Origin of the sequence: Mycobacterium intracellulare ATCC 13950, assembly GCF_000277125.1 — a bacterium.
GTDB lineage: Bacteria > Actinomycetota > Actinomycetes > Mycobacteriales > Mycobacteriaceae > Mycobacterium > Mycobacterium intracellulare.
Genome location: NC_016946.1, coordinates 3,986,403 through 4,012,430 on the forward strand (window position 1 = coordinate 3,986,403; position 26,028 = coordinate 4,012,430).

25 protein-coding genes are annotated in these 26,028 nt (G+C 68.7%); 13 read left to right on the forward strand and 12 right to left on the reverse strand.

Annotated elements, in window-relative coordinates; all coding sequences use genetic code 11:
• Positions 1-27: 27 nt before the first annotated feature.
• Both OCU_RS43225 and OCU_RS43230 read right to left on the reverse strand, forming a co-directional pair.
• On the reverse strand, positions 28-267 hold the full coding sequence (locus OCU_RS43225) for a redoxin NrdH (RefSeq protein ID WP_008259184.1): 240 nt from the start codon (positions 265-267) through the stop codon (positions 28-30).
• A 528-nt stretch (positions 268-795) separates the two neighbouring features.
• Positions 796-1,350, reverse strand: coding sequence for an NAD(P)H-dependent oxidoreductase (locus tag OCU_RS43230; protein ID WP_008259185.1), 555 nt, complete (start codon positions 1,348-1,350; stop codon positions 796-798).
• Positions 1,351-1,441: 91 nt separating this feature from the next.
• Here OCU_RS43230 and OCU_RS43235 point away from each other — a divergent pair, with 91 nt between their 5' ends.
• Positions 1,442-2,056 (forward strand): TetR/AcrR family transcriptional regulator, encoded by a 615-nt coding sequence (locus OCU_RS43235; protein ID WP_009954736.1) that lies wholly within the window; start codon positions 1,442-1,444, stop codon positions 2,054-2,056.
• 8 nt (positions 2,057-2,064) lie between these two features.
• Positions 2,065-3,108 carry a DNA polymerase IV gene (locus OCU_RS43240; protein WP_009954734.1) on the forward strand — a complete coding sequence of 348 codons (1,044 nt, stop codon included), beginning with the start codon at positions 2,065-2,067 and terminating at the stop codon, positions 3,106-3,108.
• Here the strand turns inward: OCU_RS43240 and OCU_RS43245 are convergent.
• Together OCU_RS43245 and OCU_RS43250 are read right to left on the reverse strand one after the other, a co-directional pair.
• Entirely contained in the window at positions 3,043-3,984 is a 942-nt protein-coding gene (locus tag OCU_RS43245; protein WP_009954732.1) for an SDR family oxidoreductase, read from the reverse strand. The genes OCU_RS43240 and OCU_RS43245 overlap by 66 nt on opposite strands.
• Before the next feature lie 37 nt (positions 3,985-4,021).
• On the reverse strand, positions 4,022-4,657 hold the full coding sequence (locus tag OCU_RS43250; RefSeq protein ID WP_008259189.1) for a TetR/AcrR family transcriptional regulator: 636 nt from the start codon (positions 4,655-4,657) through the stop codon (positions 4,022-4,024).
• 113 nt (positions 4,658-4,770) lie between these two features.
• On the opposite strand from OCU_RS43250, the gene OCU_RS43255 reads away from it, so the two are divergent.
• Positions 4,771-6,249: a cytochrome P450 gene (locus tag OCU_RS43255; RefSeq protein ID WP_009954730.1), complete on the forward strand. Its 1,479-nt coding sequence runs from the start codon at positions 4,771-4,773 to the stop codon at positions 6,247-6,249.
• A 119-nt stretch (positions 6,250-6,368) separates the two neighbouring features.
• Here the strand turns inward: OCU_RS43255 and OCU_RS43260 are convergent, their stop codons facing one another.
• A complete protein-coding gene (locus OCU_RS43260; protein ID WP_009954729.1) occupies positions 6,369-6,863 on the reverse strand; it encodes a 2-isopropylmalate synthase in 495 nt (164 codons plus the stop codon).
• Between the two features lie 713 nt (positions 6,864-7,576).
• On the opposite strand from OCU_RS43260, the gene OCU_RS50635 reads away from it, so the two are divergent.
• A complete protein-coding gene (locus OCU_RS50635) occupies positions 7,577-7,777 on the forward strand; it encodes a hypothetical protein (protein ID WP_008259198.1) in 201 nt (66 codons plus the stop codon).
• Between the two features lie 49 nt (positions 7,778-7,826).
• Here OCU_RS50635 and OCU_RS43265 read toward each other — a convergent pair whose 3' ends face one another.
• The 3 genes from OCU_RS43265 to OCU_RS43275 form a co-directional block, all read right to left on the reverse strand.
• Complete coding sequence (locus OCU_RS43265; RefSeq protein WP_014380781.1) at positions 7,827-8,819, reverse strand: sensor histidine kinase; 993 nt, start codon at positions 8,817-8,819, stop codon at positions 7,827-7,829.
• A gap of 128 nt (positions 8,820-8,947) precedes the next feature.
• Positions 8,948-10,405, reverse strand: a complete 1,458-nt coding sequence (locus tag OCU_RS43270; RefSeq protein WP_014380782.1) for a FadR/GntR family transcriptional regulator — start codon at positions 10,403-10,405, stop codon at positions 8,948-8,950.
• 18 nt (positions 10,406-10,423) lie between these two features.
• Positions 10,424-11,617, reverse strand: a complete 1,194-nt coding sequence (locus OCU_RS43275; protein ID WP_026071258.1) for a thiolase family protein — start codon at positions 11,615-11,617, stop codon at positions 10,424-10,426.
• Positions 11,618-11,679: 62 nt separating this feature from the next.
• On the opposite strand from OCU_RS43275, the gene OCU_RS43280 reads away from it, so the two are divergent.
• A complete protein-coding gene (locus OCU_RS43280) occupies positions 11,680-12,015 on the forward strand; it encodes a Zn-ribbon domain-containing OB-fold protein (protein ID WP_014380784.1) in 336 nt (111 codons plus the stop codon).
• Between the two features lie 9 nt (positions 12,016-12,024).
• Here OCU_RS43280 and OCU_RS43285 read toward each other — a convergent pair whose 3' ends face one another.
• Positions 12,025-14,202, reverse strand: coding sequence for an acyl-CoA dehydrogenase (locus OCU_RS43285; protein WP_014380785.1), 2,178 nt, complete (start codon positions 14,200-14,202; stop codon positions 12,025-12,027).
• Positions 14,203-14,330: 128 nt separating this feature from the next.
• Complete coding sequence (locus OCU_RS43290) at positions 14,331-15,098, reverse strand: SDR family NAD(P)-dependent oxidoreductase (RefSeq protein WP_008259206.1); 768 nt, start codon at positions 15,096-15,098, stop codon at positions 14,331-14,333.
• A 112-nt stretch (positions 15,099-15,210) separates the two neighbouring features.
• Between OCU_RS43290 and OCU_RS43295 the strand changes: the two genes are divergently transcribed.
• The 3 genes from OCU_RS43295 to OCU_RS43305 all read left to right on the forward strand — a co-directional run bounded on the left by OCU_RS43295 (position 15,211) and on the right by OCU_RS43305 (position 19,026).
• Positions 15,211-16,740, forward strand: coding sequence for an ATP-dependent DNA ligase (locus OCU_RS43295; RefSeq protein WP_014380786.1), 1,530 nt, complete (start codon positions 15,211-15,213; stop codon positions 16,738-16,740).
• An 82-nt stretch (positions 16,741-16,822) separates the two neighbouring features.
• The gene (locus tag OCU_RS43300; protein ID WP_014380787.1) at positions 16,823-18,349 is read left to right on the forward strand and encodes an Hsp70 family protein; all 1,527 of its coding nucleotides are present in this window, start codon (positions 16,823-16,825) and stop codon (positions 18,347-18,349) included.
• Positions 18,350-18,363: 14 nt separating this feature from the next.
• Positions 18,364-19,026, forward strand: a complete 663-nt coding sequence (locus OCU_RS43305; RefSeq protein WP_026071257.1) for a nitroreductase family protein — start codon at positions 18,364-18,366, stop codon at positions 19,024-19,026.
• 3 nt (positions 19,027-19,029) lie between these two features.
• Here the strand turns inward: OCU_RS43305 and OCU_RS43310 are convergent, their stop codons facing one another.
• Positions 19,030-19,995, reverse strand: coding sequence for an LLM class F420-dependent oxidoreductase (locus tag OCU_RS43310; protein WP_014380789.1), 966 nt, complete (start codon positions 19,993-19,995; stop codon positions 19,030-19,032).
• A 501-nt stretch (positions 19,996-20,496) separates the two neighbouring features.
• Here OCU_RS43310 and OCU_RS43315 point away from each other — a divergent pair.
• The 4 genes from OCU_RS43315 to OCU_RS43330 are packed head-to-tail and all read left to right on the forward strand — an operon-like array spanning position 20,497 to position 24,922.
• The gene (locus OCU_RS43315) at positions 20,497-21,705 is read left to right on the forward strand and encodes an acetyl-CoA C-acetyltransferase (RefSeq protein ID WP_233425203.1); all 1,209 of its coding nucleotides are present in this window, start codon (positions 20,497-20,499) and stop codon (positions 21,703-21,705) included.
• Positions 21,702-22,484, forward strand: coding sequence for an enoyl-CoA hydratase/isomerase family protein (locus OCU_RS43320; protein WP_041787091.1), 783 nt, complete (start codon positions 21,702-21,704; stop codon positions 22,482-22,484). The genes OCU_RS43315 and OCU_RS43320 overlap by 4 nt, the downstream gene beginning before the upstream one ends.
• Complete coding sequence (locus tag OCU_RS43325) at positions 22,481-23,626, forward strand: CaiB/BaiF CoA transferase family protein (RefSeq protein WP_014380792.1); 1,146 nt, start codon at positions 22,481-22,483, stop codon at positions 23,624-23,626. The genes OCU_RS43320 and OCU_RS43325 overlap by 4 nt, the downstream gene beginning before the upstream one ends.
• Positions 23,627-24,922: an acyl-CoA dehydrogenase family protein gene (locus OCU_RS43330; protein WP_014380793.1), complete on the forward strand. Its 1,296-nt coding sequence runs from the start codon at positions 23,627-23,629 to the stop codon at positions 24,920-24,922.
• Here OCU_RS43330 and OCU_RS43335 read toward each other — a convergent pair.
• Positions 24,919-25,590, reverse strand: a complete 672-nt coding sequence (locus OCU_RS43335; RefSeq protein ID WP_008259228.1) for an MspA family porin — start codon at positions 25,588-25,590, stop codon at positions 24,919-24,921. The two genes, OCU_RS43330 and OCU_RS43335, sit on opposite strands and share 4 nt — an antisense overlap.
• 107 nt (positions 25,591-25,697) lie before the next feature.
• Between OCU_RS43335 and OCU_RS43340 the strand changes: the two genes are divergently transcribed.
• On the forward strand, positions 25,698-26,027 hold the full coding sequence (locus tag OCU_RS43340) for a hypothetical protein (protein WP_231119598.1): 330 nt from the start codon (positions 25,698-25,700) through the stop codon (positions 26,025-26,027).
• Position 26,028: the final 1 nt, after the last annotated feature.

Below are 26,028 nucleotides of genomic sequence, written 5' to 3' on the forward strand. Positions count from 1 at the left end.
CGGCAACTCCTTACCTAACGTCTTTCCTTACGCGCTGAGTTCCACCGCGGCGAGCGCCTTGATGCGATCGGGCCGGAAACCCGACCAGTGGTCGTTGCCGGCCACCACGACGGGAGCCTGCAGATAGCCCAGCGCCATCACGTAATCACGCGCCTCGGAGTCCAGCGTGATGTCGACCGTGTCGTAGACGATGCCCTGCTTGTCCAGCGCCTTGTAGGTGGCGCTGCACTGCACGCATGCCGGCTTGGTGTACACGGTGATGCTCATAGAATGCCGCTCCTTTGCGGAAGAGGGGGACCCAATGGACTGGCAACTACTTTTGGACTGCGTCTTTGCTAGGTTCAGCGATCCGGCAGGCGCCCAGATTCCCGTCCTGCGGCGACCAGTGCCGAAGACCTGTCTTCGACCACTTCGCGCCGATTTCGGGGGGTTCACCGAGCCTGGCTGGCTTGGCGATCCTGGGATCCGCCGGTGCATCGAAACACTACACCTAGTGGCTGACAAGATGTCGAGATACAAGATGTTCTGAATAACATTTCTGAAATTCCCTGGTCGTAAGGCCTGTGTCGAACAAATTCGGGAACCCGCCCCGGCGTGTCGCAGATCACACGCCGAGGCCATGGCGCCTCCGGGTATCGGTATAGCAGCGGCCACCGACAACCCCGGTTTCGAACCGCTGGCCGCGACGGGCCCAGCGACAGCTAGCAAAGCCGCCAGACGGTGCTGGCGGCTTTGGCTATTCGTCGGCGGCAACCCCGCTGGTCACCTCCCGGACGGCTTGTCGACTTCCGCCAATCAGCCGGCTTCGGCGGCGAGCTTGCCCACCACGTCGCGCACGTTCGCCGACAGCTCGGCATGCTCGGCGGGCGGCCTGCCTTCCAGCGTCTTGAACGGCACGGACAGTTTGATCGAATCGACGACCCGCGCACCGGCGATGCCGAAGGACTTGCGGGTCTCGTCGTGCGCCCACACCCCGCCGTACTGGCCGAAGGAGCCCCCGATGACGGCCAGCGGCTTGCCCTTCAGCGCGCCGTCGCCAAACGGGCGCGACAGCCAGTCGATCGCGTTCTTGACCACCGCCGGGATGCTGCCGTTGTACTCGGGTGTGACCACCAGGGCGGCGTCGGCGTCGGCCGCCGCGGCGCGCAGCGCGGCCACCGGGGCCAGTGGCGGCGCGTCGGCGTTCATCGCGTCGTCGATCTCCTCGTTGTAGAACGGCAGGTCGGCGAGCCCCTCGAAGAGCGTGACGCTGACGCCGTCGGAGGCGACCGCCGCCGCCAATTCGGCGATCTGGCGGTTGATCGACGCCGCGCGCAGGCTTCCCACTAACGCCAAAATTTTGATTGCCACTCTCGCAGTTCCCTTCGGTCGTTGGTATACATCCTCGCACGACCTAAACGGACTGTGGTCCGATTTATTCCTCCGGCGTTAAAGTGCAGGGGTGAGCGGCGTCGAACGGTCGGGCGAGTTGCCGATGTGCGTGCCGCAGCTGCCGGCGCAGGAGCGGGGCGACGCCCTGCGCAACCGCGCGCTGTTGCTGGATGCGGCGCGTCGCCTGGTCGCCGAGCGCGGGGCCGACGCCGTCACCATGGACGACGTCGCCGCGGCCGCCGGCGTCGGCAAGGGCACCCTGTTCCGCCGGTTCGGCAGCCGGGCCGGCCTGATGATGGTGCTGCTCGACGAGGACGAACGCGCCAGCCAGGAGGCGTTTCTGTTCGGTCCCCCGCCGCTGGGGCCCGACGCCCCGCCGTTGGATCGGCTGGTGGCCTTCGGCCGGGAACGGATGCGCTTCGCCCACACCCATCACGCGCTGCTGTCGGCGGCCAACCGCGACCCGCGGACCCGCTACGGGCCGCCGGCCGCCGTCCTGCGCAGGCACGTGCGCGTGTTGCTGGCCTCGGCGGAGACGTCCGGCGACCTCGTGGTCCAGGCCGACGCCCTGCTCGCCCTCCTCGACACCGACTACGTGGAGCATCAGCTGAACGACGGCGGTCACACCCTGCAGACGTTGGGCGACGCGTGGGAAAGCTTGGCGCGCAAGCTTTGTGGGAGGTGAACGTCGGCATGTCCGCGGCGGCACGCGACTGGGTCCTGCACGTGGACCTCGACCAATTCCTGGCATCGGTCGAGTTGCGCCGTCGCCCCGAATTGGCCGGGCTGCCCGTCATCGTCGGCGGCAGCGGTGATCCCAGCGAACCGCGCAAGGTCGTCACCTGCGCCTCGTATGAGGCCCGGGAATTCGGTGTGCGGGCGGGCATGCCACTGCGCGCGGCGGCCCGCCGCTGCCCGGATGCGACCTTCCTCCCCTCCGACCCGGCCGCCTACGACGCGGCCTCCGGTGAAGTGATGGGCCTGCTGCGGGATCTGGGACATCCGGTGGAGGTGTGGGGATGGGACGAGGCCTACGTCGCCGTCCACGCCGAGGACCCCGGCGAGGTGGCACAACAGATCCGCAGCGTCATCTCCACCGAAACCGGACTGTCCTGCTCGGTCGGCATCAGCGACAACAAGCAGCGCGCCAAGGTCGCCACCGGATTCGCCAAGCCCGACGGCGTTTTCGTGCTCACCGATGCGAATTGGATGGCGCTGATGGCCGACCGTCCGGTCGACGCGCTGTGGGGCGTGGGACCCAAGACGGCGAAAAAGCTTGCGGATCTTGAGATTACGACGGTGTGGCAACTGGCCGGCAGCGACGCCGAGTTGTTGACGGCCACGTTCGGGGCGCGCACCGGGCTGTGGCTCCTGCTGTTGGCCAAGGGTGGGGGTGACAGCCACGTCAGCGCCGAGCCGTGGGTGCCGCGCTCGCGCAGCCACGTCGTCACCTTTCCCCGCGACCTCACCGATCGCGCCGAGATGAACGCGGCCGTAACGGGTTTGGCCGAACAAGCGCTGGACGACGTGCTGGCCGAAGCGCGGGTGGTGACGCGGGTGGCGGTTACCGTGCGAACCTCAACCTTCTACACCCGCACCAAGATTCGCAAACTCGACGCGCCCACCACCGATCGCGACACGATCGTCGCCGCCGCCTTGCGCGTCCTGGATTTATTCTCCCTCGACCGGCCGGTCCGCCTGCTCGGGGTGCGGCTGGAGTTGCTCATGCCGGACTAGCGGCGCCGGGTTGGGCGGGCCGGGCCGCAGCGCGCGGGTGAAGATCACGTTCACCTGGCGCATGGCGACGCTATAGGGCCACCACGCAAGCCTTTTGAACGCGTAGAGCGCCCGGATGTCGGCCGAGGTGTAGATCAGGTATCGGTTCTTGGTGATCCCGGCCAGGATCTTCTCGGCGGCCTTCTCCGGCGACACGGCGTGGCCGGCGAATCGCCGTATCCAGCGGGCGACGTTGGGATCCTCGCGGTCCACACCGGCGATCTCCACGGTCCCCACCAGCGGGGTGTTCACCGCGCCGGGCACCACCAGCGACACCCCGATGCGGTGGCGGGCCAAATCGAAACGCAGCACCTCCGAGACGCCACGCAATCCGTACTTGCTGGCGCTGTAGGCGGCGTGCCAGGGCAGGGCGACCAACCCGGCCGCCGAGGAAACGTTGACCAGATGGCCGCCCCGCTTGGCCGCCACCATCGGCGGCACGAACGTCTCGATGACGTGGATCGGGCCCATCAGGTTGATGGCGACCATCTTGCTCCACTGCTCGTGGGTCAGCCGGTCGACGGTGCCCCAGGCCGATACGCCGGCGATGTTGAGCACCACGTCCATGGCCGGATGCGCGGCGTGAATGTCGGCGGCGAACGCGGCCACCTGGTCGTAGTCGGCGATATCCAGCGCCCGATGCTCCCGGACCTGCGCGCCCAGGGCGCGCGCGTCGGCCACCGTCAGTGCCAGGCCGTCGGAGTCGCGGTCGGTCAGATAGAGCTCGGCCCCCTGGGCGGCGAGCCGCAATGCCGTCGCGCGGCCGATGCCGCTGGCCGCGCCGGTGACAAAGCACCGCTTTCCCGCGAAATACCGCCCGGACGCCTTGTTCGCCATGGCGGTGACGATACCGCCGGTATCACCCAGACCGGCGCTAGGGACGGCCGGACCACAGGGCGTGCAGCCACAACTGCTCGAGCACGCGCACCCGTCGGTCACGATCGCTGTCGGATCCGGTCAGAACCGGGTCGCCGGTCAACACCAGCGCGGTGGTACCCGTCAGGGTGCGGATCAGCGTCGGAAGATCGTCGCTGATCGGCCTGGCGGTCCCGGCCTTCATCTCGGCCTCGACGATGGCGACGATCTGCGCCAGCACCACCTCGAACTGCTGGTCGAGCAGGTCGCGGATCTCCACGTCGGTGTGGCGGGCCTCGTTGCAGGCGGTCACCACCGGATCGTTGTGCTCGTAGACGGCGGCGGCGCTGCCGACCATCCGCTTGGCGAACTCCTCGGGTGACTCGCCCGCCTGGCGTGGCGCGAAGTACTGGGTGAGTTCCTCGAGCTCTTCGGTGGCCTCCGCCATCAGCTGTGCCAGCACGGCGTATTTGGAGTCGAAATAGAAGTAGAAGCCCGAACGGGCGACCCCGGCGCGCAGGCTGATGGTGCTGACGGACAACTCGGCGAACGGTTTTTCCTGCAGCAGTTCGCGCACGGCCTCCACGATCGCCTGGCGTTGCTTGTCGCCACGCCGACGCGCGCCCGGCTCCGGATTGGCGGGGTGGCTGCTCACTCCCTGACCTTGCACCACGCCGCGCAAAAAGCAAACTTGACAGCCGTCAAGTTTTTCAGCGAAGGTAATAATCAGTGACCGCTGTCACCCCGAGGGCACGCAAAGGAGCGTCTATGACCGCCACCATCAGCACTCCGCACTACCTGCTGGATCAGGCGCGGCGCCGATTCACCCCGACGCTGAACACCATCCCCGGCATGGGGGCGATCGAGAAGCGTCTGCTCGCCCACGAGTGGGACACGAAAGTCCTGGCGGAACCGCCCGCCGGCAGCGACCTGAAGCCCGTGATGGGCGACGCCGGGCTCCCGATCCTCGGCCACATCATCGAATTGTTTCGCGGCGGCCCGGACTACGCGTTGTACCTCTACCGGAACAAGGGCCCGCTGATCTACCTGGATTCGCCAATCATGCCGGCGGTCACGGCGCTGGGGCCCGACGCCACCCAGGCCGTGTTCTCCAACCGCAACAAGGACTTCTCGCAGAAGGGCTGGCACCCGGTGATCGGGCCGTTCTTCAACCGCGGGCTGATGATGCTGGACTTCGACGAGCACATGTACCACCGGCGCATCATGCAGGAGGCGTTCACCCGCAGCCGCCTGACCGGCTACGTCGAGCACATCGACCGCGTGGCGACCGACATCGTCGCCGGCTGGCCGACCAACGACGCCCGATTCCTGTTCCACCCGGCGATGAAGGAACTCACCCTCGACATCGCGTCCTTGGTGTTCATGGGGCACGAGCCAGGGTCCGACCACGACCTCGTCACCAAGGTCAACCAGGCGTTCACCACCACGACCCGCGCCGGTGGGGCGATCATCCGGCAGCCGGTTCCGCCGTTCAAGTGGTGGCGTGGCCTGCGCGCCCGCCAGCTGCTCGAGGACTACTTCAACGAGCGGGTCAAGGAGCGCCGCAACGCCACGGGCAACGACATGCTCACGGTGCTGTGCCACACCGAGGACGACGACGGCAACAGCTTCACCGACGAAGACATCGTCAACCACATGATCTTCTTGATGATGGCCGCCCACGACACCTCCACGTCGACGACCACCACGATGGTCTACAACATGGCCGCCAACCCGGAATGGCAGGAGCGGGCGCGCGAGGAGTCGGCCAGGCTCGGCGACGGGCCGCTCGACATCGAGTCGCTGGAGAAGCTGGAAACGCTCGAACTGATCATGAACGAATCGCTGCGTATGGTGACGCCGTTGCCGTTCAACATGCGGATGGCGGTGCGCGACACCGAGCTGCTGGGCCATTACATCCCGGCCGGCACCAACATCACCATCTGGCCCGGCATGAACCACCGACTGCCCGAATTGTGGACGGAGCCAGACAAATTCGACCCCGAGCGGTTCGCCGAACCGCGCTCGGAGCACAAGAATCACCGCTACGCCTTCGCACCCTTCGGCGGCGGCGCGCACAAGTGCATCGGCATGGTGTTCGGTCAGCTGGAGGTCAAGACCGTGGTGCACCGGCTGCTGCGCCGCTACCGCATCGAGTTGGCCCGGCCGGGCTATCAGCCGCGCTGGGATTACGGCGGCATGCCGATTCCGATGGACGGCATGCCGATCGTGCTGCGCCCGCTCTGAACTTCCGCGACGGCGTGTCACCGTCACCGCCGGCGCGGTAGAGACCGAGTTTCATTTGCGCTACCACCGGCGCTAGCGCAAATGAAACTCCCCTAGTTGGTTGCGCGAGGTGCGCGGCATCAGTCGACCGCGAGCAACCGGTTGGCGCACGCGATGACCGCGCGCAGCGCCGACTGCGTCGGATCGTCCCAGAGGCCCATCGCCCACTCGGCGCGGGCACCGTCGCTGCCGCGGATGAAAGTGGCTGTGCCGGTGGGCGACTGCATCTGATGAAAGTTCACGATTTCGACGGTGATCCCGCGCTGATGCAGCATCGCGGTTAGGGCCGCGATCGGGCCGCTGGCGGCCACGGTCGCGGTGCCGATGCGGTCGCCCAGGGCGATCACGGCCTGGAAGTTGCGGGCCTGCGGGCCGGGTCGCACCGCGCCCATGCACTCCCATTGGCCTAGCCGCAGCGGTCCCGTGCTGCGCCCGTAGGTCGCGAGGAAGGTCTCCCAGGACATGGCGTCGGCCTGCTCCCGCAGCCCGCGGGGCAACGAGACGCCGAAACGATCGCCGAACCACGCGGTGGCGGGGTCGAGAGGTTGGAGCGGGTTGCGCTCGGGAAAAGTCATGGTGCCGGTCTTCTCTGGTCAGCTGGTGCGACCGACGGCAGTAGCTTCCGACCCACAGCGGGGGGTCGGTCAGAATCAGACCCCGCTGCGGGTGCTAGCTACTACGAAACGCGCGAGAAGACGCATGAGCGTTGACATTAGCCCCCTTCGCTCCGCGCCTTCAACTCCCATACGACCGTACAAAAAAATATAGGAAATAATACGAATAGTTTGGTTTGGCCGGGGTTGACAGGGGGTAAGAAGCCGGGTAACAGTCAATTAGACGGCTGTTGAACTATCCCCTCATCTGAAAGGCACGATCATGAAGTCAACGCCCACTCGGAACACCCTCAAAGCTGTCGCCGCGGCCGTCGGGCTGGCCGCAGCTTTGCTTGGACTGACGGGATGCGCGCCGACCACCAGCACGACTGGCTGCGATGGAGTCGTTGGCTGCTTGCTCTAAAGGGTCACGATGGGTAGCCCGCTGGGGAGGACCGAGCGGACGTTGTCCTCAGCGGGGACAACCTATGACGCTTGATCGATCGCAGCCGGCACCCGACGCCGTCATCATCTAACGATGTCGCACGAGCGCCGCCTCGGTCGAAACATGTTTCCAATGCCATTGCGCAGCGGGCGATTCAGCCTGCTCGTGACATATCCAGCCACTTCTCACTTAACACTGGTGAGACGTAACAGGTGTCCATAAGTCCTTAACGCATCTGAAAGGGACGATTATGACCTCATTGAAGACGAAAGCCTTTAAAACTGCCGCGGCGGCCACGGGGCTTGCCGCGGTATTGCTGCTGCCCACGGGATGCACGATGACCCCGGCCGACGCACCCGCCAGCGGCGGCACCCTTGGTGGCACCGTCGGCGGTGTGGTGGGTGGCGTGATCGGCGACGTCGGCGGAATTGTAGGCGGGTTGCTCCCCTAGCCGTTCACCACAAACGACCCGCCGGATCCCCTTGCCGGCGGGTCGTTTGTTACCCAGCCGGCTCGGGTGCGGGCTCAAACCGCAGGTACGCCTGAATTGTCGTTCCCGTCCTGGCGGTATGCGTGCGCACCAAGTCCGAAATGGCGTTGACCAAGTACAGGCCGCGGCTGGCGGGGCCGCACGGACCCGGGTCGAGGCGGCCCACCAGCGGATCGTCGAGCTGTCCGGTGTCGCGGGCCTCGCACACCAGATATCCGTCGTCTTTCCAGAAGGCCAACCGGCAGGCGCCCCCGGTGTACATCAGGCTATTGGTGGCCAACTCGGTGGCGACCAACTGCAGATCCTCGATGCACTCCTGGGAAAGCCCCATCCACCCCGCATAGTCGACGGCGAACGAGCGGGCGGGCCGAAGATCCGCGGACTTCCTCACCATGTAGGTGACGGCGCCGGGATTCGCGGCCAACGGCTGGTTGCAACGCTGCAGCACTTCGTTCGGCGCGTAGTCCGGGCTGCGGTGCAGCGCACCGCTTTTCCACAACAACGGGTGCGTCGCTCGGGCATCCATCAGGACTTCGTCGCCGATCGCGCTCGCGTCGTAGAGGCACAGGCTTGTCGCCGGGTATGCGTCCATCGCCGTGTTGACCAGTGCTTCGTGCTCGATGCAGGCGACGAACTCCTCCTCGGTCCGGCCCGGCCACGCGAGCTGGCTGACGATCCGCACCCGCCGATCCGGGTGCTCGTCGATGAACGCGCCCTCCATCGCCATGAACCGGCTCGGGTTCCGGGCGGCCTCGGTGACGTCGGTCATGTACACGTCGGCGGGCAACGCCTCGCCGTCGTACAACTCGCCCCGCAGCAGGGCCAGGGTCTCGGGAGGCACGGCGAGCAGCACCGCCTCGCCTGACGCCAAACCGTCGCCGACGAAGCGGCCCACCAAGTCCAAAAACTCCTGCTGAGAGTGATAAATCAGTGCGGAGTGGACGAAACCGTATTGTCTGGTTTCGGTATCCGCCGCCACTTCAGCGCTCTCGCTTTCGATCACTTGCGCCAACCCCCTGCTGGATCGGCTGTCGCCCATCCCCCCTTCCAGTACCCAAGACGGGCCTTCGCTATGCCGCGCAACAGATCACATTTGCGCGCACACGCGCGGGGCGACATCCGGTGGCGCGATCACAGCCACCAGGAGGCGGCGGCATCGAGGTGACGCCGGAGGCGATAGCAGGCGACGCTCTCGTCGGCGGCCTCCACCGCCTCGACAATGCGCAAGTGAGCGTGGTGCACGGCCAGCACGTCCGACCAGGTGGGCAGCGCCTGCCCGGTGCTCGACCAATGCCGGCGGAACAACTCGACGATGATCCGGAGGAACAGGTCGAGCAGCGCGTTGCCGGCCAGCTGCGCCAACCCGACGTGGAAATTGAATTCCTCCGCGATCGCCCGCCGAACGTCGTCGGACGTCGGCTGCGCGGCGTCCGGCAGCCGTGACCGATGCGCGGCGAGGAATGCCGCCACCCCGGGCTCGTCGAGCCGCTTGGCGACCTTGGCGACGTTGTCGATCTCGATGGCGTCGCGGACGCACCGTAGGTCTTCGCGGCTCGGGTCGCGGTACTGCAGGTACAAAGCGATCGTGTCGATGCTGGCCTGGGCCGCGGGTTCGGCGATGACGAGTCCGCCCCCGGGTCCGCGGCGCATGTGGGCGATCGAGTGGTATTCGAGCAGGCGCACCGCCTCGCGGAACACCGCGCGGCTCACCCGGTAGCGCTCCAGCAGGGCCGCCTCGGTGCCGAAGACCGACCCGACGTGCCAGCCGCTGGCGGCGATGTCGTCGCCGATGGTGACGGCCAGCATCTCGGCCAGCTTGCCGCGGGGCACCTCGGAATCGAGACGCCGCCGCCGCCTGCGCCCGCGGACCCTCTCGCCGGGATGGTGCCGTTGCAGCCAGCCCGTCACCGCCTCGACGTGTCGCTCGGACAGCGACTTGGCGCGCGCGGAATCACCGGCCGTGACCGCGGCGACGATCTTGGAGTGGTGGGCGTGCAGGTGTTCGACGGCCTCGATGGCCTCGGTCGCCGAGTCCGTTCGCGACGCCAGCGCGTAGCGCGTGGTGAGCCGCATCAGGACGTCGATAAACAGTTGCAGCACGGGATTTTTCGATTGCTCGGCCAGCGCGATGTGGAACTCGTCGCGCGGCGCCGGCAAGCCCGGCTTCCACTTTTCCTCGGCGTCTAACACGGCCCGCAGCCGGGCGATGCCGGCTTCGTCGATGCGCTCGGCGGCGAGCGAGGCCGCCAACGGCTCGAGCACCAGACGCGCGTTGAGCAGATCGCCCAGCGTCGTGCCCAGATATTCGAGATAGATGACGACGGCGCGGGTGGCGGGCCCGGCGTCGGGCTCACAGATGTACAGCCCGCCGTTGGGGCCGCGCCGCATCCTTGCGACCTGGTGGTGCTCGACCAGGCGAACGGCCTCGCGCAGCACCGATCGGCTCACGCCGAAGCGTTGTTGCAGGGCGAGTTCGGATCCCAGCGATTCGCCGACGGCCCAGCCGCGGCGGACGATGTCCGCCTCGATGTCGCGGGCGAGGATCGACGCCAGTTTGTCGGCCTGACCGGCCTTCAGGTCCTCACTCATTTGAGCTCAATCACACGCTCAACAGGTGAGCAGCATGCACCCCGCGACGGGCCCACCGCCGACGGAAACGACGCCGACCTCCGGGCGGCGGGCGACCTGCCGCTCCCCCGCGTCGCCGCGCAGTTGCAGGCACCCCTCGTGCAACGCCCAGTAGCCGTGCATGCGCCCCGCCGAGAGTTGGCCGCCGTAGGTGTTCAGCGGCAGCATGCCGTCGCGGGCGATCCGCGCGCCGCCTTCGACGAAGGGCCCGGCCTCGCCGTCCCCACACACACCGAGGGCTTCCAGCCACGCCAGCGTGAGATAGGTGAATCCGTCGTACAACTGGGCGACGTCCAGATCGGCGGGCCGCAGCTGCGTCCGCGACCACATCTGCGCCGTGGCGTCCGACATCGCCATCTTCGGGTAGTCGTCGCGGTGAAACCAGCCACCGGCGCCGTCGGATCCGCCGATCGCCTCCACCCGCACCGCGCGGTGCGGACAGTCGGCGCCGTACTCCGCGTGGGACACCACCACCGCGATCGAGCCGTCGATCGGGACGTCGCAGTCCAGCAGTCCCAGCGGGGTGGAGACCGGCCGCGCCCCCAGGTAGTCGGCCATCGTCATCGGATCCCGGTACACCGCACGGGGATTCAGCGCGGCGTTGCGCCTGCCGTTGAGCGCTATCCACCCCAGCTGCTCTTTGGTGGTCCCGTACAGCTCCATGTGGCGACGACAGTTCAGCGCCAGCCAGTTGGCGGCCGAATAGGCCTGCGCCGCAACCAGATCGTTGACGTCGTCCATCGCCCCGACGGCGGGCTTCGGCTCGCCCTCGGGTGTCTCGAACATCCGCGCCAAGGGAGGGGCGGGAGCGTTCTCTTCCTGCTTGACCGGGACGGTGCCGCCGAGCATCTGGATCGTCCGGTACACCACCACGTGCCGGGCTCGGCGTTCGGCGACCGCGCGGCAGGCCGACATCACCGGCGACAGCAGGCCGCCGGTGCCGAACCCGGATCCGCAGTCCGCGGCGTCGATGCGCAGTTGCGCGTTGACGTCTTCGGCGGGTGTGTCGCCGAGCGTGGCGATCCCGTCGATGTCGGTCGCGGCCAATCCGGCGTCCTCGATGGCCCCGCGCACCGCCTCCATCGTCAGCTCCAGGCCCGGAATGCCGGTGCGACGGCCGATCCGCGAGATCCCGATGCCGGACAAGATCGCGTCTTTTTCGAAATGCGTCATGTACACCGCCCGTCAGACCACACCGTCGCCGCGTCGAATCAATTGAGTGTACTGTATTCGTCGTGTCAGACGGGGCGCTGCTCATCGAGTACTGCGACGGCTGCGCGCGCTGGGTGCATCCGGCGAGCGGCGAATGCCGCGAGTGCGGGGGCCCGCTGGTGGCGCGCGAGGTGTCGGGGCGCGGCACGGTGTTCACCTACACGGTCAACCACCACCCGTACAACCCGGAGATCCCCACCCCCTACGTCATCGCCATCGTCGAACTGGCCGAGCAGCGTGGCCTGCGGGTGGCGGCCAATATCGTTGACTGCGAACCCGATTCGGTGACCTGCGGGATGCCGGTCACGCTCCGCCCGGAGCGGGGCGCCGCCGGTGCGCCGCAGTTCGCGCCGGCGTGAGCCGCGGAATCAGTTGATCAGCGGGTCGCGCGGCATGCCGAGGATTCGCTCGGCGATCTGATTGCGGGTCACCTCGGAGGTGCCGCCGGCGATCGCCATGCCGCGCGCTCCCATCATCAGCCGGCCGGCCAGGGCGCCGGCGCCGTCGAGCAGCGCGACCTCGGGACCCAGCAGCGCCGCCATGATCGCGGCGCCTTCCACCATGTGCTCGGCCAGCTTCAGCTTGGTCACGTTGCCCTCGGGGCCCGGGCCCGCGCCTTCGACGCTGCGCGCGGCGCGCCGCAGGTTCAGCAGGCGCAGTGCGGTCTCCCCGGCCAGATAGTTCCCGACCCGAACGTGCCCGCCCGCCAACCGATCCGGGCGTTCCTGGGTCAGCTGCACCAGTTGCGAGGCCAGGCCCTCGTAGAACGACCCGCTGCCCCCGATGCTGACCCGCTCGTTGCCCAGCGTGGCGCGGGCGACCGTCCAGCCGGAGTTGGGCTCCCCGACGACGTCCTCGTCGGGCACGAACAGGTCGTTGAAGAAGACCTCGTTGAAGTCCGAGCCGCCGGTGATCTGCCGCAGGGGCCGCACCTCGACCTCGGGCGCTTTCATGTCGACGATCACCGTGGTGATGCCGGCGTGCTTGGGGGCGTCGGGGTCGGTGCGCACGGTGGCCAGCCCACGCGCGCAGTAGTGCGCCCCGCTGGTCCACACCTTCTGGCCGTTGATCTTCCAGCCACCGTCGACGCGGGTGGCCCGCGTCTTGATGGACGCGGCGTCCGAGCCGGCGTCGGGTTCGGAGAACAGCTGGCACCAGATCTCGTCCTTGCGCAGCGCCTTCTCCACGAATCGTTCGATCTGCCAAGGCGTTCCGTGCTGGATGAGGGTCAGGATCACCCACCCGGTGATCCCGTAGTCGGGCCGCTTGATACCGGCCGCGCGGAACTCCTCCTCGATGACCAGCTGCTCGACGGCGTCGGCGGCGCGTCCCCACGGCTTGGGCCAGTGGGGCATCACGTAGCCGGTCTCGATCAGCTTGTCGCGCTGGGCGTCCTTGTCCAGTGCGGCGATCTCGGCGACGTCGGCGCGGACGCCGGCGCGGAGTTCTTCGGCCTCGGGCGGCAGGTCGAGGCTGTTTTCGCGGACGGCGCCGGCGGCGGTGCGCTCGAAGACGTCGGCCGCCGGGGCGTCACCACCGAACAGCGCCGTGGTCACCACGGCACGCCGCAGATGCAGGTGCGCGTCGTGTTCCCAGGTGAAGCCGATGCCGCCGTGCACCTGGATGTTGAGTTCGGCGTTGCGGACGTAGGCCGGGAACGCCAGCGCCGCGGCCGTCGCGGCGATCAGGCGGAATTGCGCCTCGTCCTCCGAGGCGTCCTCGCCCGCCGCGCGGGCGGCGTCCCAGACGGCGGCGATCCCGGACTCCGCGCCCACCAGCATGTTCGCGCAGTGATGCTTGACCGCTTGGAAGGTGGCGATGGTGCGCCCGAATTGCTGGCGCACCTTGGCGTAGTCGACGGCCGCCTCGACGCAGTCCGACGCCCCTCCGACCGCCTCGGCGGCCAGCAGAGTGCGGGCCCGGGCCAGCGCCGACTGCCGCGCCCCCGCCAGGATGTCGTCGTCGGACACCCGCACGTCCTGCAGGCGCACCCGGCCGGATCGCCGTGTCGGATCGAAGTTTTCCGGCACCTCGACCGAAACGCCGGCGCGGTCGCGCTCGAGCACGAGCACGTCGTCGCCGGCGGCGATCAGCAGCAGCTCGGCAAGGCCGGCGCCCAACACGATTCCGGCCTCGCCGTTCGCGACGCCGTTGGCGACCTGCACCTGGCCGTCCAATCCGACGCCCGCGGTGACCGTTCCGTCGATCAGGCCGGGCAGCACCCGCGACTTCTGTTCGGCCGCACCGTCTTTGGCGATCACCGCCGACGCGATCACCGTCGGCACGAAGGGCCCCGGCGCCACCGCGCGGCCGAGCTCTTCGATCACCACCACCAGTTCGGGCAGCCCGAAGCCGGAGCCGCCGTACTCTTCGTCGACGTGCAGGCCGAGCCAGCCCAACTCGACCAGGTTCTGCCAGAATCCGGGCCGGGGCTCGTCGGTGGCATCGAGCAGCGATCGCGCCGCCCAGCGCGCCTTTTGCGCGGTCAGGAACCCGCGAGCCACCTCGGCGAGTTCACGATGGTCGTCGGTTAATGCGATTCCCATGAGGGGCCCTCCTCGCGCGCCGCATGCCAGCCGGGTGTGATTGCTGGGTGCCTGCCCCGCTTCGAGGGGAAGCGGGGCGGCTGGCTAAAGAGTGTACTTAATGCGGGGAGGGCCCCAACGGGCGGCGCCTACTTGGGGGCGAACCGCTGCCCGGCGTCCAGGCGCAGGCATTGGCCGTTGAGCATCGGGTTGTCCACGATGGCGGCCACCAGCTTGGCGTACTCCTCGGGACGGCCCAGCCGCTTGGGGAAGGCCGCGTCTTTGGTCAGCGCCGCCGCGAATTCGTCGGGAATGCCCTGGGTGAGGCCCGTCGCGAAGAGGCTCGGGGCGATCCCCAGCACCCTGATGCCCACCGAGCCCAGGTCACGCGCCATGGTCAGGCACATACCGGCGATGCCCGCCTTGGCGGCGGTGTAGGCGACCTGCCCGATCTGGCCCTCGAAGGCCGCGATCGACGCGGTGTTGATGATGACGCCGCGCTCGCCGGTGTCGGGGTCTTCGGGCTCGTTCTTCGCCATGTGCGCGGCGGCGAGCCGGCTGATGTTGAAGGTGGCGATGAGATTGAGGTCGATCACCGACTGGAAGGATTCGAGGTCGTGCGGCCCGGACTTGGTCAGGGTCCGCTTGGCGATCCCGCCACCGGCGGTGGTGATCACGACGTGCAGCCCGCCGAGCTTGTCGACCGCGGCCTGCAGTGTCTCCTCGGTGCCGGTGAAGTCGGTGACGTCGACGGGATAGAAGGTACCGCCGATGCCTTCGGCCACCGTCTTACCGTCGGAGCCTTCGCGGTCGAGCACCGCGACGTCCGCGCCGCGATCGTGCAGCAGCTCGGCGCTGGCGCGACCCATCCCCGAGGCGCCGCCGATGACGACGACCTTCTTTCCTTTGATCTCCATCCGGACCTCCCATTTGTTGCTTGTCAGAATCGAAGCAATCTGTAACGTTACGTAGGCACGCTAGCGTGTCCGCTCCGGACGCTTGTCACCGAGCCATGCCAAGCTGGCAACCGTGCTCCTCCTCGACGTGGCAAAGGCGTCCACCGACGTCGGAAGCACGTCGTCACGGCTGAGAAAAGTCGCCCACATCGCCGACCTACTGGCGCGGGCCGCACCCGATCCCGCCCTCGTCATGATCGTCGTGTCCTGGCTGTCCGGCGAGTTGCGCCAGCGCCAGATCGGGGTCGGCTGGGCGGCGTTGCGCTCGCGCCCGCCGCCGGCCTCCCACGCCACGCTGACCGTGGGCGCCGTCGACGCCACCTTCTCCGAGATCGGCGCCGTGTCCGGCAAAGGCGCACAGGCGCGCCGCGCCGCGCTCCTTGCCACCCTGTTCGCCGCCGCGACCGAAGCCGAGCAGACGTTCCTGCTGCGACTGCTCGGCGGCGAACTGCGCCAGGGCGCGCTGGCCGGAATCATGGCCGACGCGGTGGCCAAGGCCGCCGGGAGCCCGGCGGCCGCGGTGCAGCGGGCCGCGATGCTGGGCGGGGACCTGCCCGCGGTCGCGGCGGCGGCCCTGTCCGGCGAACCCGCCGCCCTGCAGGCCTTCACCCTGCGCGTCGGCCGCCCGGTCGGCCCGATGCTGGCGCAGACGGCGCCCAGTGTGGCCGACGCGATCGAACGCCACGGCGGGCGGGCGATTTTCGAGGCCAAGCTCGACGGGGCGCGAGTGCAGATCCACCGCTCCGGCGACCAGGTCACCGTCTACACCCGAAGCCTCGACGATGTCACCGCCCGGGTGCCCGAGGTGGTGGAGGCGACGCTGGCGCTGCCGGTGAACGACCTGATCGCCGACGGCGAGGCGATCGCGCTGCGGCCCGACAACCGGCCGCAGCGCTTCCAGGTCACCGCCTCCAGGTTCGGCCGCTCGGTCGATGTCGCCGCGGCCGTTGCTGCGCAACCACTTTCGGTGTTCTTCTTCGACATCCTGCACCGCGACGGCGTCGACCTGCTCGACGCGCCGACCACCGACCGGCTGGCGGCCCTGGACGCGTTGGTGCCGTCCGCGCAGCGGGTCGATCGGCTGCTCACCTCCGACCCCGTGGAGGCCGGCGCCTTCCTGGACGCGACGCTGGCCGCCGGCCACGAGGGTGTGATGGCCAAGGCGCCGGACGCGCAGTATCAGGCCGGCCGCCGCGGGGCGGGCTGGCTGAAGGTCAAGCCGGTGCACACCCTGGACCTGGTGGTGCTGGCCGTGGAATGGGGGTCGGGGCGCCGCCGCGGCAAGCTTTCCAACATCCATCTGGGCGCCCGCGACCCGGACAGCGGCGAATTCGTCATGGTGGGAAAGACTTTCAAGGGCATGACCGACGCCATGCTGGACTGGCAGACCGCCCGGTTCACCGACCTGGCGATCGGCGGGACGGACGGCTACGTCGTGCACGTAAGACCCGAGCAGGTGGTCGAGGTGGCCCTGGACGGCGTGCAGAAATCGTCGCGCTACCCCGGCGGGCTGGCGCTGCGGTTCGCCCGCGTGGTGCGGTATCGCGACGACAAGGGCCCCGCCGAGGCCGACACCATCGACGCCGTGCGCGCGCTGTACTAGGCGAGGCCTTTCTTACAGGCGACCGGACGCGCCGAACGAAAAGGTTGTGCCCAAGCCCGAGGCGCGGTCCTAAACTTGCGCGATGAGAGTCGGCATCGACTTTGGCACCACCCACACCGTCGTCGCGGCCGTCGATCGAGGCAACTATCCCGTCGTCTCCTTCGACGGCGTAGACGCGTGGCCGTCGATCATCGCCGCCAATGCCGCCGGCGAGTTGCGCTTCGGCGCCGACGCCGCGACCGTCCGGCACGATCCGGGGTGGTCGGTGCTGCGCTCGTTCAAGCGGCTGCTCAACGACGCCGGCCCGCAGACCCAGGTCAACCTGGCCGGGCGTGACTACCGCCTGGCCGATCTGCTCACCGGATTCCTGGCGCAGCTCAAAACCGACCTGCAGCGTCACTCCAACGCCGACCTGGCCTCCGACGAACCGATCGAAGCCGCGATCAGCGTGCCGGCCAACGCCTCGAGCGCCCAGCGCCTCCTCACGCTGGATGCCTATGTGGCCGCGGGCTTCCGCGTCGTCGCCCTGCTCAACGAGCCATCGGCGGCCAGCCTGGAATACGCCCACCGGTACCGCTCCACCATCACCGCCAAACGCGAACACGTGCTCATCTACGACCTGGGCGGCGGCACGTTCGACGCCTCACTGCTGAAGATGACCGGGCACGCGAACGAGGTCGTCGTCAGCGAGGGCATCCAGCGGCTGGGCGGTGACGACTTCGACGAGGCGATCGTCGAGCTGGTGCTGGCCGGCGCCGGCCGGCCCGTCGTCGACGCCGCCACGCGCGACCTGCTCGCCGAGGAATGCGCCACCCGCAAGGAGGCGGTCGGGCCGCAGACGCGACGCTTCCTGGTGGACCTCTCCCCCGTCGATCGTCTCCCGTTCTCCTGCCCCATCGACGACGTCTACGCGGTGTGTGCGCCGCTGGTCGACCGCACGATGGAGCTGCTCGACCGGGTCCTGCGCGACCCGGCGCGCGGCCACAAGGACGTGGACCTCTCGGAGGTGGCGGGCATCTACGTCGTCGGGGGCGCGGGCGGTTTCCCGCTGGTGTCCCGGATGCTGCGCAGCACCTTCGGCGACAAGCGGGTCAAGCGCTCGCCGCACCCCTTCGCCGCCACGGCCATCGGCCTTGCCGTCTTCCTCGACAAGGAATCGGGTTTCGCGCTGTCCGAACGCTTTTCGAGAAACTTCGGCGTCTTCCGGGAGGCGGAGGCCGGCGCCGGGGTCGTGTTCGACCCGATCGTGTGCAAGGACGTCTCGCTTCCCGACGACGGCCGATCCCCGCTGGTGGTGAAGCGCAGATATCGGGCGGCGCACAACATCGGGCACTTCCGGTTCGTGGAGTGCAGCCGCCTGGTCAACGGGCGGCCGGACGGCGACGTCACGCCGTACGACCCGGTGCTGTTTCCGTTCGACCCTGCCCTGCGCGACCGGGACGACCTCGGGCGTCAGCCGGTCGGCCGCTGGGCGGAGGGGCGGGACGGCCCCGATGTCGAGGAGCGTTACGTCATCGCGCCCAGCGGGGCGGTGGAAGTGACCCTGACGACGCACCCGGCCGGGTTCGAGCGCACCTTCCGCCTGGAGCGGTGCGGGTCGGCGAGTTGATGAGCCGCCCCGGCATGCAGCTCTACGACGTGATGCGAACAGCGTTCGCCGCAAGGGAATTCACCGACGATCCGCTGCCCGACGAGGTGCTGGGGCGCATCTTCGACAACGCTCGCTTCGCGCCCAGCGGCGGCAACCGGCAGGGCGCCCACGTCACCGTGGTGCGCGACGCGGCGGTGCGGCGCAGGCTGGCCGAACTCGGGATGCCCGCTGCACGCCGGTACTTCGCGCAGCTGCAGGCGGGTGAAAACCCCTGGAATTCGATCCATCCCAGCGCGGTGCCGCAGAAGGCCATCGAGGAGACGGAGATCCCCGACACGTTCGTCGCGCCGATCGCGAAAGCGCCTGTGGTTCTGGTGGTTTCGGTGGATCTGACCGTCGTCGCCGCCCTCGATCAACATCTGGACCGCGTCGGCATCGCCGGCGGGGCGTCGGTCTATCCGCTGATTTGGAACATCCTGCTCGCCGCGCGCAGCGAGGGCTACGGCGGCACCATCACGACGATGGCCATCGCCGCCGAAGGGGACGTCCGCGGGCTGCTGGGCATCCCCGATCGGCACGCGGTCGCCGCGGTGGTGCCGCTCGGCAAACCGGTGCGGCAGCTGAGCAAACTGCGCCGCCGGCCGGTCTCGGAGTTCATCACCCGGGATCGGTTCGACGGCCCGCCGTTCGGCTGAGGTTCAGCGGGTTTCGCCGCGCAACTGGGGCAACACGGCTTGGCGCCACGCCGCGAAGAAACCGTCCATGTCGGGACCGATCTGCTGCACGTAGATCTCGTCGATGTCGGCGTCGATGTACTGGCGCACCTGCGCGATGTGCTTCTCGGGGTCCGAGCCGCAGGCGACGCTCTCGGCGACGGTCTCGGGTGGCACCAGCGACATCAGTGCGGCGAAATCCTTGGGCCGCGGCAGGATCTGGGAGGTCTGGCCGGGCAACCCCTCATTGGCCCACAACCGATGCGCCGTCTTGAGCGCGGCGTCGGCGTCTCGATCCCAGCAGACCTTGGTTCCCGCCTGTACCGGTTTGTCGCCGCCGCCGGCCTCGCGGAATTGCTTGACCAGATCGCCGTCGGGCATGGCGATGCTGTACCCGTCGCCGATGCGGGCGGCCAGCTCCACGGCCTGGGGACCGAACGCGGACACGTAGATCGGCGCCGGCTGCTCCGGCCGCGTGTAGACCCGCGCTTCCTGCACCTCGTAATGCTTTCCGTGGTGGCTCACCTCGCCACCCTGGTGCAGCTTGCGGATGACCTCGACCGCCTCCTCCAGCATTTCGAGGCGCACACCGGCGGACGGCCATGGGTCGCCCAGAATGTGCTCGTTGAGGGCCTCGCCGCTGCCCACGCCCAGCACGAAGCGCCCGTCGAGTTGCACCGCCGCTGTCGCCGACGCCTGCGCGATGACCGCCGGATGGATCCGGATGGTCGGGCAGGTCACCGCGGTGCTGACGGGCAGCGACGTCGCCTCCGAGAGGGCACCGATCACTCCCCACACGAACGGGCTTTGGCCCTGCTCGTCGTTCCAGGGGTGGTAGTGGTCGGAGATCCACAGCGCGTCGAAGCCGGCGTCCTCGGCGCGCTTGGCCTGGTCGATGAGCTCCTTGGGGCCGAATTGCTCGCAGGTGAGAAAGTATCCGATCTTGGTCATGGCGCCCGGCTACCCGCTCAGCGCCCGGATATGCGCGGCCGATGGGGGTGGCGCGAACGGGGCTGCGGCGCAGCGTGTTTGCGCCCCAACCGCGCGGCACGCAACATCGGCCCCATTGGTCGCGTCCCGGAAGGGCAGTGGCGAATGCCCACCTCCCAGCGACAACGGCACCGCGCCGGGCCCCCCGCACGACGGCACCGCGCCGGGCCCCCCGCACGACGGCACCGCGCCGGGCCCCGCACGACGTTGTCGCTAGGAGGCGGGCAAACAGCTTGCGCCCCCGCCGGGGGCCGGTGTGGCAGATGTGACTGGGGCACCCTCAGCGGCCCACCGGCGCCACAGGCGGCGCTAGCCCCCGCACGCACCGCCCGCACAGCCCCGCGTCCCGCGAGAATCGCTTCGCCAATTCGGAGAAGGTGGTTCTCCGCGGCCGAGAGACGATTTACGATCGCTGGTGACCTGAGCCGACCACGACGATCGGAGTCCGCCATAGACGCCTGGATTCTCGACGCGGTACGCACGCCGCGCGGGCGAGGCCGCCCCGACGGCGGACTGCACGCGGTGCACCCGCAGGCCTTGCTCGCGCGCTGCCTCACCGCACTGGCCGAGCGGACCGACTTCGATCCGGTCGACGTCGATGACGTGATCGCCGGCAACGGCATCCTCAGCGGGGACCACGGCGACGACATCGCCCGAATGTCCGTGCTGTTGGCGGGGTGGCCGGAGACCGTGCCGGGGATGACGTTGAGCCGGTTCTGCGGCTCGGGCCAGCAGGCCGTCACCGTTGCGGCGGCGGGCATCGCCGCCGGCAGTGAGGATTTGGTGATCGCCGGCGGTGTCGAGTCGATGTCGCGGTGGGGGGTGACGGCCGGGGTCCCGACGATCGACGGCAACAATCCCGATCTTCGCGCAGTGTACCCGACTGTGCCACAAGGCATTTCGGCCGATCTGATCGCGACCCTGGAGGGATTCGGCCGCGAGGTCGTCGACGCCTACGCTGCGCAGAGCCAGAGCCGCGCCGCCGTGGCCATCGAGGAGCGGCGCTTCGATCGTTCCCTGGTCGACGTGGCCGCACCCGCCGGCCGCGTGGAACACGACGAGCATCCGCGCCCGGGCACCACCACTGAGACGCTGTCACGCCTCAAACCGGCCTTCGAGGCGATGGGGGCCGCGCGCGCCGACGGCGAGCAACGCACGTTCGACGAAATTTGCCTCGAGCGCTATCCCGGCGTCGACCGCATCGATCACGTGCACCACGCGGGCAATTCGTCCGGCGTGGTCGACGGCGCCGCCGCCGTACTGCTCGCCTCCTCCAACTGGATGCACACCCACCGCGTGACCCCGCGGGCGCAGATCCGGGCGACCGCGGCCATCGGCAGCGAACCGATCATCATGCTCACCGCGCCCGGCCCCGCGGCGCAGCGGTGCCTGGAACGCGCCGGCATGACGGTGGCCGACATCGATCTGTGGGAGATCAACGAGGCCTTCGCCGCGGTCCCGCTCAAGACGATGCGCGATCTGGACATCGATCCCGACGTGGTCAATGTCAACGGCGGCGCGATCGCCCTCGGGCACCCGATCGGCGCCACCGGCGCCATGCTGATCGGCACCGTTCTCGACGAACTCGAACGTCGTGACCTGACAACGGGACTGGTGACCATGTGCACGGGCGGCGGGATGGGCACGGCGACGATCATCGAGCGGGTGTGAGAGTGCCGACCACGCTGGAGCTCGACCGGCCCGGTGACGGTGTCGCCGTCCTGCGTCTGAATCGCCCGCAGCGCCTCAACGCCATCAACGAGACGATGCAAACCGAATTGCGCGGCCTGCTCGGCGATTTGGCCGTCGACGCCACGGTGCGCGCCGTGGTGCTGACCGGCGCCGGACGCGGGTTTTGCGCGGGCATCGACGTGCGCGACTTCGGGCCGTCGATGCTCGAAGCCAGCGCGCCGGCGCTGGAGCGGATGCGCTTCCAGGAGAGGATGGCCGCCCTCGCCGAAGCGGTGCGGGCCCTGCCGCAGCCCGTCATCGCCGCCGTCAACGGCCCCTGTGTCGGCGCGGGCCTCGCGCTGTGCCTGGCCGCGGATATCCGAATCTGCTCGGCCGCCGCCACTTTCGGCAACGCCGCCATCCAGCTGGGGCTCTCCGGCGCCGAGATGGGCATGAGCTATCACCTGCCGCGCATCGTCGGCACCAGCGTGGCCGCCGATTGGATGCTCACCGGCCGCACGGTGTCGGCGACCGAAGCCGATCGGCGCGGGCTGGTCAGCGAAGTCGTCGCGGCGGATGGGTTGGCCGGCCGCGCGGTGGAGTTGGCCAGGTTGATCGCGGGCCATGCCCCGCTCGGAGCGCAACTGACCAAGCGCGCCCTGCAGGTCAACACCGACGCCGCGAGCTTCGAGTCGGCGCTGGAACTGGAGAACCGCAACCAGGTGATCACGCACGCGACGGACGAGGCGGCCGAACGCCGCAAGAAGTGGTCTTCATGACCGGACCCCTGCGCGACGTCCGCATCGTCATGATGGGCGGGCTGGGGCCCGCACCGTTTTGCGGAATGTTGTTGGGCGACTTGGGCGCCGACATCGTCCGCATCGACGCCGTAGCGGGGGTCGACGGGCCCTTGCCGATCGACTACACGGTCCGGCGCGGCCAGCGCTCGCTGGCCGCCGACGTGAAAGACCCCCGTGGGCGGGACCTGGTGCACCGGCTGGCCGCCGGCGCCGACGCCTTCGTCGACGTGTACCGCCCGGGGGTGGCCGAACGGCTGGGCATCGGGCCGGACGCGCTGACCGAGCGCAACCCGCGCCTGGTCTACGCCCGCATGACCGGGTACGGGCAGGACGGGCCGCTGGCCGGTCACGCCGGTCACGACATCAACTACCTGGCCCTCACGGGCGCGTTGCACGCCATCGGCACCGCCGAATCACCGGTGCCGCCGCTGAATCTGATCGGCGACTACGGCGGCGGCGGAATGCTTTTGGCGGTCGGCCTGCTCAGCGCGATCCTCGAGGCGCGCGAGTCCGGGGTGGGTCAGGTGCTCGACGTCGCGATGGTCGACGGCGTGGCGACGCTGTTGGCGCCCTACTTCGGGATGCTGCCGGCCGGCACCTGGCGCGACGAACGCGAAGCCAATCTGCTCGACGGCGGCGCGCACTTCTACGGCGTCTACGCCACGGCCGACGGTGGTCACGTCGCCGTCGGCGCCATGGAGTCGAAGTTCTACGCCGAACTGTGTGATCGCCTCGGTGTCACCGTGCCCCAGGACGACGACGCCCCGGCCGCGTGGGCCGCGCACCGCGCCGCCCTGGCCGCCCGTTTCGCCGAGAAGCCCCGCGATGAATGGGAGCGCATCCTCGACACGCCGGGATGCTGTGCCACACCGGTGCTTTCGCTGACCGAGGCGCCGCGACATCCGCACCACGTCGCGCGGCAGACGTTCGTCGAACTCGACGGCATCACCCAGCCCGCGCCGGCGCCGCGCTTCTCCCGCACGCGACCGGCTACGCCGTCGGCCCCCGCGCTGCCGGGCGACCACACGCAAGCGCTGCTGCGCGAGGCGGGATTGGACGCGCAAACCATCGCCGAACTCGTCGACTCCGGCGTGGTGGCACAGAGCAAGAGGAGACGTTGAATGTCGTGGGACTTTTCCACCGACCCGGAATGGGCCGAGCAACTGGAATGGGTCGAAGGCTTCGTCCGCGAGGAATGTGAGCCGATCGACCTGATCGTCAAGGAGTCTCACGACCTGGGCGATCCGGTGCGCCAGGCGCTGATCCCGCCGCTGCAGGAGATCGTCAAGGAGCGCGGGCTGTGGGCCACGCACCTCGGCCCGCACCTGGGCGGCCCGGGCTACGGGCAGGTGAAGCTGGCGTTGCTCAACGAGATTCTCGGTCGCTCGGAGTGCGCTCCGATCGTCTTCGGCTCACAGGCGCCCGACTCCGGCAACAGCGAGATCCTGGCGCACTACGGCACACCCGAGCTCAAGGCGCGCTACCTCGAGCCGCTGCTGGACAACCGCATCATCTCCTGCTTCTCGATGACCGAGCCGCAGGGCGGCGCCGACCCGAAGGTGTTTCGCACCACCGCGGTGCAAGACGGCGGCCACTGGGTCATCAACGGCGAGAAGTGGTTCTCGTCGTTCGCCTCCATGGCGTCCTTCATCATCGTGATGGCGATGACCGACCCCGAGGCGCCGCCGTACGAGCGCTACTCGATGTTCGTCGTTCCCGGCGACACCCCCGGCATCAACGTGCTGCGCGACGTGGGACTGGGCTACCAGCCCACAGGCGGCGGGCGAGAGGGCTATGTCCGCTACGAAAACGTCCGCGTGCCGGCCGATCATATGCTGGGCCCGCGCGGCGGGGCGTTCGTCGTCGCGCAGACCCGGCTGGGAGGTGGGCGCATTCACCACGCGATGCGCACGGTGGGGCTGGTCCGCCGGATCTTCGACATGATCTGCGAGCGGGCGGCATCGCGCTACACCCAGGGCGAGGTCCTGGCCAACAAACAACTCGTGCAGCAGATGGTCGCCGACTCATGGATGGAGATCGAGGCCTTCCGGCTGCTGACCCTGCAAACCGCTTGGAAGATCGACCAATTCAACGACTACCACGCCGTGCGGGCCGACATCTCGGCGGTCAAGGCGATGATGCAGAAGGTGCTGCACGACGTCTCCTCGCGGGCGCTTCAGCTGCACGGGTCGCTGGGCACCACCCACGAGATGCCCTTCGTGCAGTACCTGGTGGAGTCGTTCGTGCTCGGGCTGGCCGACGGCCCGACCGAGGTGCACAAGGTGACGCTGGCGCGGCTGTTGCTGAAAGACCGTGAGCCCGCACCCGACCTGTTCCCCTCCGAGCATTTGCTGCGGCTGCGCGCGGCGGCGGAGGAAAAGTTCGCCGACAAGCTGGCGGGCATCCCCCGCGGCTAAACCGCTTTCGTGACGCCCACGTAGGACAGCACCACGTCGGAGAGGTCGGTCTGGCGGGTCAGCACCGCATAGGAGCGGATGAACGACTGACCCACGCAGCCGTCGATCTTGACGTGGAAGTTGCTGATCATCACCCAGGGATTCGCGCCCTTGAACTGCTTCTTGATCACCGGCACCACGATCACCAGGCCCGGCTTGAGTCCCACGCTCATCACGCCGTTGATGGGGGCCGACACGAACGGCAGCAGGGGCGGCAGCGTGCCGGTGGCGTCGAACGTCGGGCTGACGCCGGGGATGATCCCGGCGCCGCCCTCCATGATCACACCGTTGGAGGTGCTCATGTCGATCCCACAGCCGATCTGGTAGCCGACTTCCAGGACGCCGTGGGCCTCTTCGGGTCCGCGGAGCGAGCCGACGAAGATGCCGCTGGACATGTATTCGCGCGACGAGATCGCGGTGGTCAGCGGCGCTACCGGAACCTGCATCTCGTCCTTGGCGCCCAATCCCAGCGTCCAGCCGTCGGGGGTGTTCAGGATCGCGGGGGGATTCGAGGGCACCGCCGCGCCGGCCGGTGGCGCCGCATCGGGCGGGGCGGGACCGAGCTGGGGTTCGGAGTCGGCCGAGGGCGCCGCGATCACCGACATCGCGAGGCACACGGCGATAGCCATGGCACGACGGACGACGATGGCTACCGGCCTCACGGGCGAAACCGTACGCAGGGTCGCATTTGGTGCGCGAAATTTGCTGGCCGGCAATCCACATTTGTTGTTCGTTCGTGACTGTTATGCAATGTAGAATCGGCAGTAGCGTTTCGACAATCTCCAGTATCCGGCGGATCACGGAGAGGGTGGCGATGATTTCTCGCAGGTGCGCTTGCCTACTGGTCGCGGGTTCGACGGTCCTCGCGGCGCTGACCGGTGGCACCGGGATGGCCCTTGCGAATCCGGACGCCGGCCAGCAGCCCGACATCCCGGCGATCGACGAATGGCCGATACAGTTCCCGACCACGATGACGAATCCGATCGACGATGATGAAAACGAACTGTCGACCACCGGCGGCGGTGTCGGAATGGTTTGTCAAAATCTCGGGGCCCACTGCGGCTGAG